Source organism: Nocardia sp. BMG51109 (assembly GCF_000526215.1).
Classification (GTDB): domain Bacteria; phylum Actinomycetota; class Actinomycetes; order Mycobacteriales; family Mycobacteriaceae; genus Nocardia.
Window position 1 is genome coordinate 8,303,487 of record NZ_JAFQ01000004.1, and the last position, 19,507, is coordinate 8,322,993.

General features: G+C 64.3%; 16 protein-coding genes and 5 pseudogenes. 4 read left to right on the forward strand and 17 right to left on the reverse strand.

Annotated features, from left to right (window positions below):
- Window positions 1-9 precede the first annotated feature (9 nt).
- The 9 genes and pseudogenes from D892_RS0138820 to D892_RS43225 all read right to left on the reverse strand — a co-directional run.
- Window positions 10-1,137 (reverse strand): acyl-CoA dehydrogenase family protein, encoded by a 1,128-nt coding sequence (locus tag D892_RS0138820; RefSeq protein ID WP_024806415.1) that lies wholly within the window; start codon window positions 1,135-1,137, stop codon window positions 10-12.
- Between the two features lie 62 nt (window positions 1,138-1,199).
- Window positions 1,200-2,789: an aldehyde dehydrogenase gene (locus D892_RS0138825; protein ID WP_024806416.1), complete on the reverse strand. Its 1,590-nt coding sequence runs from the start codon at window positions 2,787-2,789 to the stop codon at window positions 1,200-1,202.
- 76 nt (window positions 2,790-2,865) lie between these two features.
- A complete protein-coding gene (locus D892_RS0138830; RefSeq protein ID WP_024806417.1) occupies window positions 2,866-4,257 on the reverse strand; it encodes a cytochrome P450 in 1,392 nt (463 codons plus the stop codon).
- A gap of 19 nt (window positions 4,258-4,276) precedes the next feature.
- Entirely contained in the window at window positions 4,277-4,756 is a 480-nt protein-coding gene (locus tag D892_RS0138835; RefSeq protein ID WP_024806418.1) for a hypothetical protein, read from the reverse strand.
- A gap of 92 nt (window positions 4,757-4,848) precedes the next feature.
- Window positions 4,849-5,721 (reverse strand): ParB/RepB/Spo0J family partition protein, encoded by an 873-nt coding sequence (locus tag D892_RS0138840; RefSeq protein ID WP_198037111.1) that lies wholly within the window; start codon window positions 5,719-5,721, stop codon window positions 4,849-4,851.
- A gap of 694 nt (window positions 5,722-6,415) precedes the next feature.
- Entirely contained in the window at window positions 6,416-6,889 is a 474-nt protein-coding gene (locus tag D892_RS0138845) for a hypothetical protein (protein WP_024806420.1), read from the reverse strand.
- Window positions 6,890-6,936: 47 nt separating this feature from the next.
- Complete coding sequence (locus tag D892_RS47440) at window positions 6,937-7,083, reverse strand: hypothetical protein (protein WP_156959887.1); 147 nt, start codon at window positions 7,081-7,083, stop codon at window positions 6,937-6,939.
- 38 nt (window positions 7,084-7,121) lie between these two features.
- Window positions 7,122-7,598: pseudogene (locus D892_RS43220) on the reverse strand (transposase); the annotation flags it as partial.
- 6 nt (window positions 7,599-7,604) lie between these two features.
- Window positions 7,605-8,168 (reverse strand): annotated as a pseudogene (locus tag D892_RS43225) (radical SAM protein); the annotation flags it as partial.
- Between the two features lie 291 nt (window positions 8,169-8,459).
- On the opposite strand from D892_RS43225, the gene D892_RS0138865 reads away from it, so the two are divergent.
- Window positions 8,460-9,749 carry a DUF234 domain-containing protein gene (locus D892_RS0138865; RefSeq protein WP_232236271.1) on the forward strand — a complete coding sequence of 430 codons (1,290 nt, stop codon included), beginning with the start codon at window positions 8,460-8,462 and terminating at the stop codon, window positions 9,747-9,749.
- A gap of 36 nt (window positions 9,750-9,785) precedes the next feature.
- On the opposite strand, the gene D892_RS47445 is transcribed toward D892_RS0138865, so the two are convergent.
- From D892_RS47445 to D892_RS0138885, 5 genes and pseudogenes are all read right to left on the reverse strand, one after another.
- Complete coding sequence (locus D892_RS47445) at window positions 9,786-9,962, reverse strand: hypothetical protein (protein ID WP_156959888.1); 177 nt, start codon at window positions 9,960-9,962, stop codon at window positions 9,786-9,788.
- 174 nt (window positions 9,963-10,136) lie between these two features.
- Window positions 10,137-11,972: a DEAD/DEAH box helicase gene (locus tag D892_RS0138870; protein WP_198037112.1), complete on the reverse strand. Its 1,836-nt coding sequence runs from the start codon at window positions 11,970-11,972 to the stop codon at window positions 10,137-10,139.
- A complete protein-coding gene (locus tag D892_RS0138875; protein ID WP_024806425.1) occupies window positions 11,969-12,745 on the reverse strand; it encodes a hypothetical protein in 777 nt (258 codons plus the stop codon). Before D892_RS0138875 ends, D892_RS0138870 begins: the two co-directional genes overlap by 4 nt.
- A gap of 56 nt (window positions 12,746-12,801) precedes the next feature.
- Window positions 12,802-13,443 (reverse strand): hypothetical protein, encoded by a 642-nt coding sequence (locus tag D892_RS0138880; RefSeq protein ID WP_156959889.1) that lies wholly within the window; start codon window positions 13,441-13,443, stop codon window positions 12,802-12,804.
- Window positions 13,444-14,422: 979 nt separating this feature from the next.
- A pseudogene (locus D892_RS0138885) lies at window positions 14,423-14,989 on the reverse strand (radical SAM protein); the annotation flags it as partial.
- A 144-nt stretch (window positions 14,990-15,133) separates the two neighbouring features.
- Between D892_RS0138885 and D892_RS0138890 the strand changes: the two are divergent.
- Together D892_RS0138890 and D892_RS49925 are read left to right on the forward strand one after the other, a co-directional pair.
- Window positions 15,134-15,445, forward strand: a complete 312-nt coding sequence (locus tag D892_RS0138890) for a hypothetical protein (RefSeq protein WP_024806428.1) — start codon at window positions 15,134-15,136, stop codon at window positions 15,443-15,445.
- 7 nt (window positions 15,446-15,452) lie between these two features.
- A pseudogene (locus D892_RS49925) lies at window positions 15,453-15,653 on the forward strand (nucleotidyl transferase AbiEii/AbiGii toxin family protein); the annotation flags it as partial.
- Window positions 15,654-15,755: 102 nt separating this feature from the next.
- On the opposite strand, the gene D892_RS0138900 reads toward D892_RS49925, so the two are convergent.
- From D892_RS0138900 to D892_RS46130, 3 genes and pseudogenes are all read right to left on the reverse strand, one after another.
- Complete coding sequence (locus D892_RS0138900) at window positions 15,756-16,349, reverse strand: IS3 family transposase (protein WP_156959891.1); 594 nt, start codon at window positions 16,347-16,349, stop codon at window positions 15,756-15,758.
- A gap of 22 nt (window positions 16,350-16,371) precedes the next feature.
- Window positions 16,372-16,584, reverse strand: a pseudogene (locus D892_RS49930) (transposase); the annotation flags it as partial.
- Between the two features lie 31 nt (window positions 16,585-16,615).
- Entirely contained in the window at window positions 16,616-17,236 is a 621-nt protein-coding gene (locus tag D892_RS46130; protein ID WP_156959892.1) for a class I SAM-dependent methyltransferase, read from the reverse strand.
- A 318-nt stretch (window positions 17,237-17,554) separates the two neighbouring features.
- Between D892_RS46130 and D892_RS0138910 the strand changes: the two genes are divergently transcribed.
- A complete protein-coding gene (locus D892_RS0138910) occupies window positions 17,555-19,474 on the forward strand; it encodes a hypothetical protein (RefSeq protein WP_156959893.1) in 1,920 nt (639 codons plus the stop codon).
- Window positions 19,475-19,507: the final 33 nt, after the last annotated feature.

Below are 19,507 nucleotides of genomic sequence, written 5' to 3' on the forward strand. Positions count from 1 at the left end.
TCTCCCCTGCTATACGATCCGCAGCTCGCTGCCCCGGAACGCCTCATCCACCGCGTCGCCCATCGAATTGCGCGTCGGCGGATGGAAGGCCAGGGCCTGCGTCGCCGAGCCGAGATAGCCGACGACGGGATCCTTGATGAACGCCATGCCGCCGAGCACTTCGATGGTCCGCGCCACGCATCGCTGCACCGAGTTCTGCAGCGCGTATCGCACGACCAGCGCGTCGAGCAGCATGCGCGGCTTCGGCAGGCCGCCCAGCGTCGTCGCCACGCGCTCCAGCGCCAGCAGTCCTGCCCGGAGTTCGCCCGCCGTCTCCGCGCGGGTATGGGCCGACCCCTTGCCGTGCCGGAACAGCATGTCGACCAACGTGCTCGCCATGCCCAGGTACGTCCCGGACACCAGCAGCGTGAACCAGGTCAGGCCGACCTTCTGCACCTCGTCGAACGAGATGCGGTCTCCCTCTTCGATTTTCATCACAAGCTGATCCGGGACGGTGACGTCCGTCAGGACGACCTCGTCGCTCTCCGCGCCGCGCAGTACGGGCGAATCCCAGAAGCGGCGCACCTCGATCCCGTCGGCCTTCGCCGGAACCAGAACCATTCCCAGCCGGGGCGGCCGGTCCGCTTCGATCAGCTGAACGCTCGCCGACAACAGATCCATCGACGACGCCAGGCTGCACGGCTTCTTCGAGCCGTTGAGAATCCATTCGTCGCCCCGGCGATGCGCGGTGGTCTTCGGGGTGAGCTGGCCCTCACCGGAACGGCCCTCCGCGCCGGCGCTGGACACGAGCAGTGATTCGTGGGCGATCGCGTCCAGGATCACCCACTCCATGCCGTGGAATTTGCCCTCGAAGGCGCACATCGACGCGACCGTGAAGTTGTGCATCGTGGCCGCGACGGCGAGCGACGGCGCCACCGCGCCGAGGCCGACCGTGAGATGCAGGGCCTCGACGGCGGAGGCGCCCTTGCCGCCGTGCAGGCCGGGAACGAGCAGGCCCGGCGCCTTCGCCCGGCGCAGAGCGTCGAATCCGATCTTCGGGTTCTCCTCGAGTTCCAGCAGGGGATGCGCGCCGAGGCCCGCGAGCAGTCCGGGAGCCAGTTTCTCGGTGGTCTGCCAGGCATCGTCGTCGAGAATCACGAGTCATCGCTCCTTCATTGCGTCAGCCGATATCGGTTCGGCCGCATACCGGTCGGCGTGGCTCATGACACGCTCGAGTCGAAGATCGCTTCGCGCGGAACGACATCCGACGCGACGCTGATGCCCTGGAGCCGGGAAGTCCTGAGGATGGGGAAGTTTCCCTCGCCATAGGGCCCGCCGGAGAGCCCGGCGCCGCCCTGACTCGGCAGTCCGACCACGAATCCGATGTGGCTGTCGTTGACCTTGAGCAGGCCCCCGTTGTGCACCCGTTCGCAGAACGCGGCGATCACCTCGGTGTCGCCCGCCCACAGCGAGTTCCGAAGGCCGTAGGGGTTGGCGTTGATGAAGTCGATGCAGTCGCTCAGCAGGCGAGCGTCCGAGTCCGGCGAGGGCACGATGATCGGCAGCAACGGAAAGAAGGTCTCCTGCCGTACCGCGTCGAGGCGCTCCGCCACCTCGAAGCCGTGCACGGTGACGACCGTCGGTTCCACGAAGTATCCGAACTCGCTGACCTCTCCGGTCACCTCCAGTCGGTTTCCGCCGCAAACCAGTTCGGCGCCATGCGCGAGCGCGTCGGCGAGCACCGTGGTGAAGTCCTCCGCCTTGAGCACCGGCGAGAGCAGGGCGTCGTCGTCCTCGGGGTACCCCGGCCGGATGTCCCGGGCGAGCTCCACCAGCCGGGCCAGCACCGCGGGCGCGATCTCCGGATGCACGATCGCGTACTTCGGCACGATGCACACCTGCGCGGAACCGTAGAAGCATTCGGCGAGTGCCCGGGCCGCGAGGTCCGCGTCGGCGTCGCGCCAAACCAGCACCCCGTCGTTTCCGCCGAGTTCCAGCACGGCCTTCTTTCCGCGCGCCGACCAGCGGCGCCCGATCTCGATGCCGCGCTCGGAGTCGCCGAAGAACATCAGATCGTCGACGTGGTCGCTGTCGAGCCAGATGTCGAGGGCCTCGTTGGGGGCCGCGCAGATCACATTGATCGTGCCGGCGGGAGCGCCCATACCGTCGAGCGTCGGCGCCACGAGCTCGCGCCAGAACCACGCCGTGCCGAAGGCGGAACTGCGCGGTGCCTTGACAACGATCGTGTTGCCGACGATCAGCGCGCCCAGTGACACGATCGAGTTGGCGGTGGGCGCGTTGTATGGCGGATGGACGCACACCACACCGTCGGGCTTGCGCACGAGCTGGATCTCGCGGTCGCCGATGCGCGAGGTCTGTCGCATCTGGCGACGGTACAAATCGAGACTCTCGTCGCTGGTCATGCTGACGGCTCCGGAGACCTCCCATTCCGCGAGCCGCTTGGGATGCCCTTCCGCCGTGAGGATCTCGACGAATCGGTCGGCGTTGGCGTGTATCACCTTGCCCACTTGCCGCGCGAATTCCAGCCTGGTCTCCATGCCCATGGCCGACCAGCCCGGTTGCGCCCGCGCGGCCGCCGCACCGGCCTCCGCTATCTGGTCCCGATCACAGACGCCGACACGGCCGACGATCCGCGGGTCGTCGGTGGTCTCGATCGATCCCCTGTCGAGTCGGCGCTTGAGCCGGAGGGCGGACATTTCGTCCCGCAGCAGCGCGCTCGCACGAATGGTGTGGATCCACTGCGTGTGGTCTGCGTCGACCCCGCCGATCAGTGCCGGATAGCTCAGCATACGTATTTCCTCCCCCCGGATCCCGAATGGAATCCGATTGTTCGAGTCCGGCAGGGTATGGCGCCGGAATCGGAGATCAGTTCCGGTGCCGCAGTCGCAGGCGAAAGTCCCTGGGCATGAAGGTGAGTCGTTCGGCGACACGCAAGGTGTAGCCGGGGTCGGCGGCGATGTCGTACCGCCGCAGGATCGAGCCGAGTACGAGAATTGACTCGTGGATCGCGAATTGCCGTCCGATGCAGCCCCGTTCACCGGTGCCGAACGGCTTGTAGATGTGTGGTGCCCGGTCGCGCGCCACCTCGGGGGCGAAGCGATCGGGATCGAATCGCTCCGGGTCCGGGCCCCATAGCGGGTCGCGGTGCAGCAGCGGGATGAGGACGGTCATGCTGTCGCCCGCGGCCATTCGATACCTGCCGCCGACGACGGTGTCGTGCCGGGCCTGTCGGGAGTAGACGGGCGCGGTCGGCCAGAGCCGCAGCGACTCGTCGATCACTCGGCGCACGTACCGTAGTTTCGCGACCTGCTCGAACGAGACGGTGTCGGAGCGCCCCCAGACCTCCTCGATCTCGGCCCGGGCCCGGGCCTGCACCTCGGGGTGCTGCGAAAGGTAGTAGAGCGCGAAAGACAGTGCGCCGGCGGTCGTTTCGTGCCCCGCGACCAGGAATGTGACGATCTGGTAGCGGATATTGCGCTCGTCCAGCTTGTTCGGGTCGCCCTCGCGAGCGGCGCGCATCATCAGTTCGAGCAGGTCGTCGTGCGCGGTGGGGCCGCCGGCGAGGCGTTCGTCGACGACCTTGTCCACGACGCCGAACATGTAGTCGCGGCGCGCCTGCTCCTTCTCGTCGAAACGGCGCATCATCGGATCGCCGACCACCGGCAGGGACAGCATCGTGCGGATAGGGGCGTAGAACAGCGAGTCGATCATGGCGGTGACGAACGGGTGCGGTTCGTCCCGCCGCAGGGCGTCGAAGGAATAGCTGAATCCGGTGCGCGCGATGGTTTCCAGCGTCAGCTTCGTCATATCTCCCGACACGTCGACGGTCTCCCCGCCAGCGCCACGGTCCCACCGGTCGATCAGTTCGGAGGTGACCTCGAGCATCGTCCAGTGGTATCGACGCATCGCGGCCTGGGTGAAGGCCGGGCGCAGCAGATTGTGCGCCCGGCGCCAATTCGGCTCCTCGTTGAGCGCGGTGAACAATCCGTCGCCCCCGATCCCGCGCAGGAACGGGAGCTCCTTTTTCGCGAACCGTGATTCGTCGGAGAGTTCGGCGACGATGTCGGCTCCGTAGACGAACACGAAGCGCAGCCCCAGCAACTTGCGCTCGAAGACCGGGCCCAGCCGGCGACCCAGGGCCATCGTCGCCTGCGTGGGCGTGGTCAGATTCACGGTGGTCAGGTCGCCCAGTACGGGCACCCGCCAGCGGGGATGCGGAATGGAGTGGTCTCGCGACGAGTGTGTCCGGACGGCCATCTCACCACCTCGACAGATCTCAGGCCTGGGTATATTCGGCGGGCGCACCGGCCGGTGATTCTCTCGCGTATCGCTCTCTCAGCTCCACGAAAGCGGGAAGTTCGACCGGATCGAACGCAAAACCGAAAGGTTTCGGAAAGTTGTTGAAGAATCCGCGATCCGCGCACAAGTGTATCGGAACGGCGAGGAATTCCCAGCGCCAGCCGAATATCAGCCACAGGACGATTATCAGAATGCCTTGCACCACCGCGCTGTGGCACACGTTGTAGAGAACGTAGTAGATCTTGCCGATCTGCCCGGTATCGGTTCTCCGGAGCGCGATCGCGCCGGGATATAGTCCCACGGTGTCGATGTACTGGTAGAGAACCACTGCGGCGATCCAGTTGACCTCAGAATAATGATATACGAGGGCCACGATCAGGCAACCGAGTGCGAGCAGGTATTCCGCCCGGATATGATTCCTGGTCGCTCGAGTGAAAAACCAATTCTTCGTGTCCACGTACCCCCCGAGAAATGCGCCGAATCAGCTACGGAATTACTGTTGTCACACAGTAAAACAGCCCTACGGTCCTGTCAAAGGCCCGCAACGGATCAACCGCATCTCCGAGTCTGCGTATATCTGTCGAGAGCGGTGGTCAGTTGCTCCCAATCTCGTGCGCGGCGCCTGGCGAGCTCGGCGACACGCGGGAGACAATGACTCGGAATGCTGCTGATGACGGAATCCCAATCGGCGACGCCGTCGAGCGGGAACTCCAGCCAATGCAGCAGTTTCCGGCCGACCTCGGTGAAGCGCAGGGACGGATCCTTGCGCAGTTGACGCGCCAGTTCCTCGGTCGCGGGTGTCGGCGCGCCGGCACCGGGAACGGCGGGGGGAACCAGCCGAGCACCGAGTTCCGTGATGCCGGCCGAACCCCCGGTATCGCCGCGGCCCACTTCCGGGCCACCCGCGCGCTTCAGTTGTTTTCGCACGTCCTTGGCCGTCGTCACCGAGATCCCGGCCTCGAGCGCGACCTTCCGCACCGAGGCGCCGGGATCCGCAGTGAACAGCTCCGCGGCATGCTGGCGCCGCTGCCGGCCGTCGACCCGGTGCATCACGCCGTTGCTCGCCATCCGACTGGTCGGCTGGGGAATTTCCCCAGTCGACCGCTCCCGGATCGCGCCCACGGTCTTGTGCGAGATCCCGGCGAGAGCGGCGATCGAGCGATCGGACCAGCTGGGGTGCATCGACAGAATGCGGAGAGCGGCGGCCTTCCTGTCGGCAAGCGACAGCGGCAATCCGTGCGCGGCATTGAGTTTCACTGCGAGCACGAACACCTCCGCCGGACTCCCGTCGAAGAACACCGCCGCGACCGTCGAATCGCCGCGCTGTTCGGCGGCCCGCAGCCGGTGCCATCCGTCGATGAGCTGCATCGTGGACCGATGGACCACGATCGGCGGAAATGCCGCCGCCGATTCAGCCAGCATACGAACGTGACTCGCGCTCACCCCCGCGGCCCGCAGGGGCGAGTCCGGCAGTGATACGTCGGATATCGCAATGTCCACCACGGCCGAATCCGGCAGCTGTTCTCGGATGACAGCCGTCGCGGAAGCGATACGCCGCGGCAATGAATCAGCACTGACCGGATTGCTCACAGATCCCTCCCCATTACTCACGAATCCCCTCCCAGTCACCCCATTGCTGACGAGCACATAAATGTGCAGCCGAGACCCTTCTGGCAACTCTCTCTCCGCCAAGGCAAAATACCACATCACGGACCCGGCGAATATGACTACACTCGAGCCGATCGAATCCCACGAATGATTTCAGGCAAAATAGCAAATATTAACCACACTTCTCATCTATGCGAAAGCCCGGCGGCCCACTTCCGTCGCCGACCCGGGCCGATGCCAGATCTTTGCCGCAAACTTCCGCGCCTCCCCGGCTCGACGCGCCTAACTGGACACGCGTTTCGAGCGGAGTCATAGCTCGCCGGACACCGGGATTTCGAAAGTGAGATTTGTCACCGTATGCACGCTCGGGCAGTCCGCACGGCGAGGCGACGGTCCGAAACCGCTCGCTGACCTGATCACGACAGTGTCGAATGGCCGATTTTACAGCCCGCGACTTTGCGGGCACTATTCGCGTGCACATCGAAATACGCTGCCGCAGAACCGATTTCTATCCGGCGTATCCGCACCGAGCCGGGGCCTCGGCCTCGACGACGGCCCGCATCTCGTCGAGCGCCAGCCGCGCCGCGACGCCGAAGTCCTCGGCTCCGGCGGGATCGGTCCAGCGGTCGTCAGCGCAAGCGCTCCGAGATCCGCGATCACCCGCGCGGCCAGGCCTCCGACGCGCCTCTTGCTGGTTGCCCGAGCGGGTGTCGGCGGCGACCTGAACCCGGCGGAACTCGACACCGTCGACGCTGAAGGTGTCGTCGACCACCGCGGCCGACGCGGCGGCAAGCAGTTCCTCCATGTGCTCATGGTGATGCTCGACGCTGGCGACGAGGTCGGGCAACAGCAGCGGAGCCAGGGTACGGGTGCGCTGGTGCATGCGGGCGCGGCGCTGGCGCCGGTGCTGGGCCTTCATGCTGCCGCGGACGTCCTCGTCGCGGATCGGGCGCCGGACCGCCCCCGGCAAACTCGTGCTCATCCCTGACCGGCTGGCTCACGCCAGTCGTGGATCGAAGCCAATATCTTCTATTGCCCCGCGGTCTCGGTGAAGACGAACAGGTTGCGGCCCCGCCCGGCAGGATTGCTGGTCGTGACCGCCATGGTCAGTTCGTCCTTGGTGATCAGCTCGCTGAGTTCGTGCCCGGTCGGGGTGCGTCGAAGTCGAACAGCCACCGATAGCGTTCCTCGATCTCGGGACCGAACGCTTCCGTTGTGCGCCTGCGGATTTCCTTGTTCAGCCGTTCCTGCGGATTGCTGCTCCAAATCTGTTTCCAGATTGTTTGGGGCAGCCGATGAACGCGAGCAGGTCGGCGCGGGCGGCATCGAGATGGTCGTGTACTCGGGGCAGTTTCTCGGCCAGCGCGTCCAGCATCCGGTCATACTGGGCGGCAACGGTTTCCGGCGTCGCCTGGTCGAACACCGAGTGCAGCAGGGTGCGCACCCACGGCCACGACGCTTCGGCGTGACCGCCATGAGGTTGACCGTGTAGTGCGGCACCGCTGCCAGGACGCGCCCGATAAGGTCGCGCCGGTCGCAGCGACCAGGCCGACGTGGGCGTCGCTGGAGACCAGCGCGACTCCGGACAGGCCGCGGGCGACCAAGTCACGGAAGAAGAACGCCAGCCACCCGGCTCCGTCCTCACCGGACGTGACTTGCAGGCCCAGGAAGCCGGGGATTTGACGATGGCCGGCGCCTCATTCCTCGGCAGCCAGCTGCCCACACGCCGCCGCAATCTCCTGACCACGCGTATCCCGCACCGTACACGGAACACCCTGCGCCACCACCCACCGAACGAACTCCCACTCAACAGGTTTCGGGCTGGCACCCCACTTACTACCCGGAGTGGGATTGAGCGGAATCAGATTCACATGCACACGCGAACCGAGAACCTTGTGCAGCTTCGAACCCAACATATCCGCACGCCACGGATGATCATCGATATCACGAACGAGCGCATACTCGATCGACACCCGGCGCCCGGTCCTATCGGCGTAATACCTTGCCGCATCAAGAACCTCGTCCACCGACCACCGATTGTTCACCGACACCAACGTATCCCGCAACTCACCATCCGGAGTACGCAGCGACACAGCCAAAGTCACCGACAAACCCTCATCGGCCAACTTGCGGACCGCAGGAGCCACGCCAACAGTGGACACCACCACATTCCGCTGCGAAACACCCAAACCATCCGGCGCAGACGACGTAGTACGACGAACCGCCGCAACCACCCGCTTGTAGTTGGCCAGCGGCTCGCCGCTCGCGACCGTCTTGCAACCCTCCCTCACCAGCGCATACACCAGCCAGGCGCGACATCTAGAAGCCTTCCATATAAGATAGTATCGTACTCGATAGTATTTAACGCAGAAGTATTTACTTCGAATCTAGGGGGCGCATTGGTCGACTTCATCGGAAGACAGCGTGAACTGAACGCGCTTGCGGCCATGTTGTCCGGGCTACAGGAGGAAATCGGAACAGCAAGACCGGGACGTTGCATAGTCCTGCGCGGACGACGCAGGATCGGCAAGTCCGCGCTCGTAGAGGAGTTCGTGGACCGGAACCGAGTGCCGAATGTCTTCTACACCAGCGAAATCGGCTTCGGCTCCGACCCACTCGGCGAGTTTGTCGACGCGGTGCGCGGCTCGTCGCTGCCGGACGCCGACATCTTCGCCGAGGCACTGCCCGGCAACTGGACAGCAGCATTGCGCCAGCTCGCCGGCATCCTGCCCGAAGACCAGCCGAGTGTCGTAGTGCTCGACGAGCTGCCCTATCTGATGGACCCCGCCGGCGCCTTCGAGAGCGTGCTGCAGCGAGCCTGGGATCGCGAACTCTCACGTAAGCCGGTGCTGCTGATCCTCATCGGCTCCGATCTCGCCATGATGCACATACTCACCTCGTACGGGCGGCCGTTCCATCAACGCGGCACCGAGATGCGGCTCGGACCACTCGACCCTGGCGACGTAGCGGCAATGACCGGACTCGAACCAGCAGCCGCCTTCGACGCCACACTGATCACGGGAGGACTACCCATCATCACCGCGCGCTGGCACACGGGCGACAGTGTTCGAGCATTCCTTTCCCGCGAACTGGCAGATCCGGTCAGTCCCCTCGTCGTTTCCGCACAACTCACACTGGCCGCCGAATTCCCGGACCAAACCCAAGCCCGCCAGGTATTGGCTGCGATCGGCAGCGGCGAACGAACCTTCACCAACATAGCCCGGGCGGCCGGCGGAATCGCGCACTCGACACTGTCACGCGCTACAGAGCTGTTGACGGACAAGGGCATCGTCGCCGCGGAGCTGCCGATCAGCCTGACACCGTCGAAGGAACGCCGTTACCGGATCACCGACCCGTACCTCCGATTCTGGCTGACGTTCCTCGGCCCGCACCTCACCGAGCTCGATCGTATGCGACCCGACCTCACCCTCGAACGAATTTGCCGACGATGGACCAGCTGGCGGGGCCGCGCCGTGGAACCCCTCATCCGGGAAGCACTGGCCCGCGTACTGCCCAGCCACGGAATCCCGGCAGTTCCCGCCGTCGGCGGCTACTGGACACGCAGCAACGACGTCGAAATCGACATCGTGGGCGCCGACCGCGAACCCGTCGCGCGCGACTTGGCGTTCTTCGGATCTATCAAGTGGCTGGAAAATTCCCCCTTCGACAGCCACGACCTGTCCGAACTCCAGCACCACCGGCACCGCGTCACGGATGAACCGATCCCCTTGATCGCCGTAACCAGGTCGGGAGTGACCACAGGACACCTCGATGCCGTATTCACTCCGGAGGAGTTACTCGGCGCCTGGCAGTCCCGCAGAGGATCAGACCAGGAGATTTAGTACCAAGGCCGCCCAGTTTGGGTTCCTGCCCGCTTGTCAACCGGGCAGGATATGAAATGCTGACCTGGGTTTGTCGGTGGCCAGGAGCATGCCTCGACGCAGGCACCCGAAAAGACGTGGCGCATAGACCGTTTCGGCCACCCGCAACGAACCGGACACGACATCGACGACGGTGCGGGTGCCGCAAGCCATCACTGCCAGCAACCGCAGCATCGGATAACTGGGAACCACAGGCATCGACGATCGCGGCACCGCCTCACCGGAGGGAGGGAGCGCTCGGCACAGGCCAAGGCCGCCGACCGCCGACCGACCTACCCGGCGCCCGGGCAACGTTGTCCGAGCCGACAAAATGGCTCTTGTCACCGCCCAGCCACGTCGTTCCCAAGATCACTCGGGCGCGATCCATCCCGCAGGAGGCTCCGTCGATCCGAAGTCCGGATGACCGGCCAGATCCGCGAAGTACCGGTGTCGCGACCATGCTTCCCGGTTGCCGATCACGATAAGGCGTCGGCGGGCACGGCTGACCGCAACGTTGAGGAGGTTGGGGGACGATGACGCCCAATCGCGAGATCCGCGCTGCTTGTCCCGAGTCCCCAAGACAAGTATGACGATGTCGGCTTCCTTGCCTTGGGTGGTATGGACGGTGCCGACTCGACTGTAGGGTAGCCGTCCCCTGGTGACCCGTAGTAAGCCCGATTTGACATCGCGGAATGGACTGATGACGAAGACGGACTGGGCCATCCGAGAGCGTAATTCGGTTTCCAACGGATCCTCCTGTCCGTCATGTCCCCGCAGCGTCGCCCACTCGGGCGGGACTTCGGCGGCACGTTCCTGGTGGAGATCACCACGCAGCCGAGCCTCGATCAGATCGAGTGATTTTGCCAGGACGCGCCCCTCCGCCGGGATCCACTTGTCCTGCGCCTCCACGGATCGGACGTCCATCCAGGCGTTCTTGGTGACGAGAGGATACCGGGCCCGCTCACCGGTGCCGAACACCATCATGCCGTCGTAAGCGATCGTATTGCTGACCTCGAACATCGGGCTGTCGCATCGCCGATGGACTCGTAACGGCGAGCCGACCCACACCGGAGCACCGTCCTGGCTCGGCAATGCGGTACCGAAGGTGGTGAGCCGATCTACCAGACGTTGAACCGAGGTGCGCCCGGGAGCCCACTCGGTGGAGACCGAGAAGTGCCTGCAGAGTCGTTGCTGGGCGGTCCACGGAAGCGTGACCACCGGCTCGAGCTGGAGCGGGTCGCCGACCACAACGGCACGTTGTGCCCGCCATAGTGCCCCGACAACCTGCTGCGGCGCGGCCTGACCGGCCTCATCCACGAACAGCCATCCCAACGATTCTGATTCCAAGCCCTTGAACATCCGACCGAGGGACGCGAAGGTTGTGGACACGACGGGCACGATGAGGAACAGCAGCTGCCATATCGCCTGAATCTGGTGTGGCTTCATATCTTTGGCAGGACCACCACTGATCACCTCGATGGCCGAGCGCATGCTCGTGCGTACGAGCCATGGCTCGGCAGCGAGTAGCGCCCGATGCAGGTCGAGGGCCGCCAGGAAGAGCTCGCTGCGTGCCTCGGCGTACTCCGCATCCATCCACGGCGACGAGAGCTCCCGCACCTCGGCGGCTGGCTGATCATCCGGTGTGGCGTACCATTCGGCACCGGGGACGGCCGAGCCCCATTGCATACGTGCCCGTTCCAGAACGTCCCGGTCGGTATCCCGACTCTTCAGCTGACGTGTCAAACGGCCGTGGGCCCGAGCAACAGAGGCATCGGCATCGCTGATGCGTCGTTCCCGTTCTCCTACAGCTTCCTTCGCGTCCTTCAGTTCCGCTGCCGCGGCACGGTGCCGATCCAGAAGGGGACCGAGCTGTGCATTTCGCACTTGATCACGTTTCTGCTTGCAGATTTCCCAGGCACGCTCGCGTTGCCGCATCTCGGCGACCAGGTCATTACGCTCGGAGAACTGGCGTTCGCCGGCGCCTCGGTCGAAGATCCTGCCCCACCACCCAGCGCCACGCTCATTGTCGAAGTTCTCGAGTTCTCTCTGAGCTGTCCGACACAAGTCTCGGTAGAGATCGGACTCGTCGTTCAGACGAGCGACATCCGCTTCGACCGTGCGCTTGTCCTCGTCTATTGCCTCGAACGTGGTCCGTGCGTCCGCAAGTGCTGTCCGCGCAGATTCGAGTGCCTCCCGCTCGGTCACGAGAAGGCCACTGGTAGTTCTGATTTCATCCCGAGCGGCGTCCAGTACTGCGGTTGCTCTCCCGAGGCGTTCCCTGACGTCCGACAGCTCCTGCCGCTGTGCGGCCATGCGGAGGCGATGACCATCTCGAACCCGGTCAGGGCCGGCACCGGCGGGTACACGGTGTGGGTACGCCCATCAACCGACCATCTCACCGGAGTGCCGAAAGCGGCTCGGGCGGTAGGAAGCTCCGCGAGCCGCTCGGCCCGCCGCACGACGAGCGCGGCGACGAAATCCCGCAGCATGGTGGTCTTTCCGGTACCGGGCGGACCGTTCACCGCATAAACCCCGGCTGCCTCGTCAGTACCGCCGAGCTGGGCCAGCGCAGTGTTGACTGCGAACTGCTGACTCAGTGCCAGCGGTTTCTCCGGGTCCTCCGGCCATCGGCCGCTCGGTGTTGCCACCGGTTGCACGCCGTCGAGAAGCACGCTGGTTCGACGGCGGACATCGATGCGCGACTTTTCGTCCAGCAATGCGTTCGGTCGCAAATACTCCCGCAACGCCGGCCCACAGTCGCTGTGCGTCAGAGAGTCCGCGACGCGGTCGAGATCCTCTGCGATAAAGCTATTGAGGAAGTCTTGCTGCACGCTCTCATCCGCCCGATCGGCCCGGACCTGGTAGCTCTGGATACGGACGGCATCCGGGACGAGGGCCGAGCCAACGCCCAGACGTTCGGCCACCCAGCGGACCACTGCGGCGAGAGCTCGAATGTCCAACGGCGTCTCGCCGAGCACCGGCGCAGCTGTCTCGTCAGCGGCCTCTACCCGGGTCGTTCCCGAAATCTTGTCGACTACAGCCTGTTCGGCCTTGTCGACAGCGCTCCGATCCCGCCGGTAGCGGCGCCCAGAACGACGTTCGCTGCCACTCCCGCTATCGCGGTCAGTGTGCTTCGAGCGATGGCTGATTCGCCGGACAGCTCGATCACCGGCAGTCGACCGTCGGCGAGTTGCATGAGCGTCGAGAGGCAGTGGGCCTGATCGTCCTCGAATCCGTCCAGCCAGCCGCTGTCGTCCGGGCCAGGTGACAACGCCCGACCCACGGCCCATGCGCACGAGGAGAGTACCGGACTGTCCCGGATCAACTGGCCGCTCTGATTCACAGTAAAAGCCAGTAGCGCCGTATGGCCTGCGTGGCGACCGTCGTAGTTCTCGTCGGTTTCATCGATCCCGAAGACCTGCCGCACGACTTCACGCATTTTGGCAATGTCGAACACACCCGCGTAAACGGTGTGCTGCCACACCTTTCCGCGCTCGAGGGGTTTCCGTTCGATCGCATGGCCGGGCTCCCATGACAGTGGCTTGCCGTAATCGGCCGGATACATGTTCTTCTGCGCATCCACCGAGTCGATCTGCTGCGGACTGAACAGCTCCACAGCCCGCCAGTAGCGGACGACCGCCGCGCGGCGTCGACGTTCGTTGCGCACTGCGGGCATGCCCGCCCCCCCGTCGCTCTCCCCGGTCAGTACCTCGAGCGTACGACAGAAATCTGGAGCAGCGCAGCCTGCCCGGCGAAACACACTGAACCGCTGACACATACGGACCATTCGGGCGTGCCACCGCACTGTGCCGTGCACCCAGGACGCACTCTCCCGCAGAACACTCGATGCGGTGAGCCTCCTTGCTGTTGAAGACTTTTCGGTCAGTGACCGTCCACACCCGGCGGTGGAGACCGGTCGAATCGGCTGGCCCTCCACGGCTTTGCATCCACCGTTCGTCGACTGTGCGGCCGCCACGTCGACCTGAATTTACCTGTGAGCAAACGAGTCTGGGACAATCTCGCACCCGATCTCACCGAGCCCGACCTCGGGACGTCCCATCGAACAAGTGGTCCGGCTGCGCTTTCAGGACCGCCACTCTTCGCCTGGACAGTCGGGACTGCATCCCTACGGAGGATGGCCACAGGAACGAGGGGAACTACAGAACCTCCCCCGAAAAACATACCAAAAGTTTGTTGACAACCTAAATAACAAACCCTAGGTTCGTGTCAGCGTGGCGTGCGAGGCCGATCCTCCACCCTGCGAGCAGCGACCGAAGACTCCTACCGGATGGAAGCCGACGCAAGCTGTTCTGCCGCGCTACCCCGTCCCGACGCGGTGGAGAGACCACCATAAAGGGGGGTTCGCATGGACGACGCGAACGGCACCACAGGTCAGCCGGAATACCCCGGAGAGCCATCCGACGCTGCCGGAGCCTCCGAGGCTCGTACCCCGAGACACGAATTTCAGTCTCGCGGAGAACAGATCCGGTTATGGATTGTCACACTGACCCCGATTACTACGACGGTGTCCACTGTGATCGTCACCTTCTTGGCTCGGTGACACCGCGGCCGGAACGCTCAATCGACACTGCGACGGCGGTGGCGTTCGGCCTGGCCGAGCACTTCTCGCGAGCCTGCTCCGAACGCCTACTGCGTCAGCCGTCGGCGGCCAGCTGCCCACACGCCGCAGCGATCTCCTGCCCCCGCGTATCCCGCACCGTACACGGCACCCCCTGCGCCTCAACACGCCGAACAAACTCCCGCTCAACAGGTTTCGGGGACGCATCCCACTTCGAACCCGGGGTCGGGTTCAGCGGGATCAGGTTCACATGCACACGGGAACCGAGGGCCCTGTGCAGCTTCGAACCCAGCATGTCCGCACGCCACGGATGATCGTTGATATCGCGAATCAGGGCGTACTCGATCGATACTCGACGACCCGACCTGTCCGCGTAATACCTTGCGGCATCGAGGACTTCGGCCACCGACCAACGATTGTTCACCGGCACCAACGTATCCCGCAGCTCATCATCCGGAGTATGCAGCGACACAGTCAAAGTCACCGACAGACCCTCATCCGCCAGCTTGCGGATCGCGGGCGCCAAACCCACCGTCGACACCACCACATTCCGCTGCGAAATGCCCAGCCCGTCCGGTGCGGGGGAGGTGATACGCCGCACCGCGTTCACCACGCGCTTGTAGTTGGCCAGCGGTTCACCGATAACTACCCTCATACAAACCCGTTGAACTGCGAAAATAGGTACGTGTTGCCCAACGCCGCCCGTCCTATGCCGACGGTAAACTGACCGGGAAGCAACGTCCCGGAGAGGAGGGAAGATGCCGGAACCGGTTCACAACCAGCAGAGATGTCACAAGCCTGCGCGGTACCCGAGGACCTGCACCTGCTCACGGGCCCGACCAGCGGCATCGTCAATCTCCCGACACATCTCGACTGGTCCGGTCACGCCGAGTACGACCTCGACCGGCCAGGCAGGATCGTCGACCTCTACCGCACAGTGATCAACGAAGCGGCAAGCCCGACCGACCTGCACTCCTACCTCAACGAAACAGTTCTCAAACAGCTGTGGTCCTACATCTGGCTTCCCTTCCAGATCAGGCGCGCCTGGGAAAGCCGGTTTCCCGAACTCGCGCAGCTCAGCCGACTGGCCTCGGCATAGGCATCCCGTGGAACCTCGCCATCGCAAGCTGGCAGAAATCGCCCTCGCTGTAGCAGGCGACCAAGGATTCGCCCTCGCCGGCGGCTACGCCATCCGCGCCCACGGTATGGGCGACCGCCCCAGCGGCGACGTCGACCTGTTCACCGACTGGCACCGCCGAGCCGACTTCCCCGGAGCGGTTGAGGCCGTCATCGCCGCCCTCGAACGAGACGGATACATTGTCAACACCACGATGAGCGGCGAGATCTTCGCTCGCCTACTGGTCTCGCCCCCCACCGAGCCCGACGCCGCCGCGGACAAGCTGGAACTGTCAGGCGACTGGCGAGCACACCCTATCGAACGCGCGGGACACCAGATCAGGCGGGAACGACGCCTCGGGGTCGACGACCGCCGTGCGGACTTTGAACGTGCGCGGGCCGATGCCCTCAATTCCGGTCTCGGCCATGATCTTCGCAACGGTTTTGTAGTTGACCGTGTCGCCGCGCTCGCGTAGTTCGTCGGTGATCCGCGGGGAGCCGTGGGTGCCGCCGGAGTCGGCGTGTACGTCCAGGATTTTCACCGTCAAGTCCGCGCACCACTGCTGACGTAGTGTGATAACCGTTGCTGCCCTGCGTTTCACGTGCTGGTAGTAACCGGAAGTCGACACCTTCAGCAACCGCGCCATCCGGGTGATCGAGAACCGTTGCCCCTCGGGCGAACCGGTGCTTGCAGCCTCGGTGATGTCGTCGAGGCCGGCGTACTTCACCATCAGACAGATCGAACCGGGCCGGTTCTTCTGCATCGCGGCAAAGTACGACGAAGCTTTCGAGAGGAAGGCGTGGTCCTTCTTCATCTCGTTGACTTGTCTTCGGACCCTGAGCAATTCGGCCATCTCGGCGGCATCCGAGGGCTTCTCGCCGTGCACCTCGGCCGCGGCGACCCTGCGCCGCTCGTCTTTTCACCCAATTGCTCAACAGGCCGTCGTTAAGACCCAGTTCCCGGGCGACTTCGGCGATAGTGCGACCGGAATCGATCACCCGATGCGCTGCGCCGTGGCGGCTACCGCCGTTTGAAGTTCCACGGCGAGTTGCTCGATCCGGAGACGTTCCCGTATCTAGGGGCGGCGTTGATCTATCCGGAATCGATAACTTCCATCGAATCCAACTCCTGAACTCGACCGTCGGCGGTGCTTCACTGCGCGAGTGCCGCTAATACGTGGAACGCCCTCTCACTCTTGCCAACTCGACTGTGGTCGACCACCGACAATCCTGACGCTTCCGCAACGGCGGCAACTTCGTCCACCGGCCGCAAACGCAGGCCGACAGCGAACGGCAGCGTCGCCGTATACTTCGGATCTCCAAGTCCCACTACAACTCTGGCACCTGCCCGCATCACACGATTGAGTTCCTCCAAGGAGGCGAGCAGGCCATCATCCGAGAGATAGTAGACAGTGTTTACTGTCATGCCGCAGTCGAAGGTGTCGTCGGGCAAAGGCATTCGATCCATTGGACCATGGAATAGCCGAAGCCGTTCTTGCTCAACGGCTCGACGGAATCGTCGCCGTGCGCCTTTCACCGCCGTTGTCGAGATATCGACTCCGTACACCGTCCCGCGCGCGCCGACTCGGTCCAGCAACATCCCCAGGCTCAGCCCGCCACCGAATCCGATATCCGCCACTGTGTGGCCTTCGGCGGCAGCAAGGGCCTCGACTGATCCGGTGACCGGCCCACGGTTCCCGTAGTTCAGCAACCGCCCGACCAGTGGCCCCAACGCACCCGAGGGTTGGCCCAACTGGGCAGCGACACCTCGCATGACTGGCTCCCGTATCCCCACAATGATCAGTCAACACGAGGATATTCGTGTGCGCCAGGCCAGCCAGCGCGCGATGTGGAGGCGCGCAGTTTGTCCGGATCGGTCGGCCCGCTGCCACCTCGCCGACCGGATAGTTGTCCACTACATCCCTCATCTTCGTCCCGGCAAGCGCATCACCACCGGCGCCGGTGCCCCTGGATCAACTGAACGCTCGCCCTGAAACATGTTCAGTTGTAATGTATTTCCGGAAGATCGCCGTTACTATGACTGCCGCTCGGGACTGCCATATAGGGAGCTAGTAACACGGGGGAGAGTGCGATGGCCGATACCGTCAGGACCCAACCAGAGTCCGTCTTGGCCAGTCAGTTATTCGGCGCGCCCGAGCGTTGGGGGTGGGAATACCTCGCCCCGAGCCCGCCTGCGCCCTCGCCAGTACTGAACCAGCGTCCGGTATGGATCGAGCCGGAGCCGCCGCCCCAACTGCTGTGGAAACGGCGGCAAAGCCGAGACGCATGGGCGCGTCTGCTTGTTGGATTCTTGGTATCCGGCGCTCTCGGAGCCGTCATCGCAAAGGCGTCGGTGGGCACCGCGGCGGTCATGGCCGGAGTCGGTGTCGCGGTGACGATCCTGCTGTTCTGGCTTCCTCGGTACAGCTATCAAGCGGCGCAGAGCACCTTCGATTCCTGGTGCATGAATGAGCGGGCCAGGTTCGAGACGGACCACCAGGCGTGGGCGCTAGCGGTCGGCGAGCACGATCAGCGTGAGCACCAGCGGGTCAGCAGTTCCCTGCTGTGGCACCCACTGAGCCCTGAATCTCATCCTCCCCGGCTCGATGTATTCGGGGGTACCGTCGATGGCTGGGCCAGCCTGCTCACAACCGTCGGCGCCGCGCTGCTGTCGGCTGGTGGTCATGTGCTGATGTTGGACTTCACCGAGGGGCACCTGGCGGGCGATCTGGCCCGTCTGGCGGCGCCGGAAGGCTGCTCGGTCCGGATCGTGGACCTACCTGGAAACCGCTATCGACTCGACCCCGCCGGCACGCACCCGGAGACCGAGCCGGCGGACCCGGATGATCTCCTGGCTGGTCTGTCGGCCGACGAGATCGCCGAACTGGTCGCCGAGGCAGTACACACACTCCGCAACCACGAGGCAGCCGGTGCACATGGATTCGTCGACCTGCGGAGCCTGGACTCCGAGCTATTGCAGGGAGTGTGTGATCGGCTCGACCAGCCGGTCACCTTCGCACGGATCACCGCCGGCCTGAAGGTTCTACGCCGGGTCTACCAACGTGAAGCGGATGGCCCATTGACGGACAACGAGGTCGCGAGGCTGACTGCGTGGGCCGACGATGTCGGCTCGACCGACAAGGTGGTCGACGAGTTGCAGCTGCTGACCGGACTGGCCGGACTGCTCGCCAACCAACAGGGCACTGCGGCAACGACAGGTAAGCGTCTGCAGTTGCTTCCCACCTCCGGCCTGTCGGTGCTCGCGACATCCAGTCCGCATCCACGGCGCAAGGATTTGCTGGATCGTTTGGTGCTACAGCGTTTGCTGCATGAGCTGCGCGAACTCAACTATGCCGAACGCAACCAGGCACGATCCCCACTTGCCGTGGACTCTGATGTCGTAATCGTCGCGGGCGCAGATCATTTGGGCTTGGCCAGCCTGGAAGCCTTGGAGCGCCAGGCAAAGCGAGCGGGGCTTCGGCTGGTCATCATGGTCGAACATCTTCGATCCGAGATGACGCAGTTGCTGGGTGGCTCGGACAGCGCGACGATCTTTATGCGCCTGGGCAATGCCGCCGAGTCCGCGGCTGCTGCCGAATTCATCGGTAGAGACTACAAGTTCGTGCTCTCCCAGTTGACCGAACAGGTCGGCCACACCTTCAGCCGCGGCACGGCCGTCACCACTGGAGAGTCGGTGTCGGATACCCGCACACAAGGACACAGCGGTACGTTTCTCGAACAGATACCGAACTCGTCCTTCTCGCGATCCCGTGCTCGCAACTGGTCGGATACAGTCAACACCTCGCGCGCCGAATCCAACAGCACCGGAAGGACACTCGGGCGAGCGTATGAGTACACGGTCGAACCGACGACGATCCAAGCCTTGCCCGCGACCGCGTTCATCCTGGTCGAGAACGGACAGGCAGGCAGGCGAGTGGTCGCGGCGGACTGCAATCCCGGGATCGCCTTGCTCGATCGCGTCGCGGACCCGCGCCGGGCGGTGTCACAGTGAATCCGGCGCCGACAGGCTTGTCATCGTACGTAT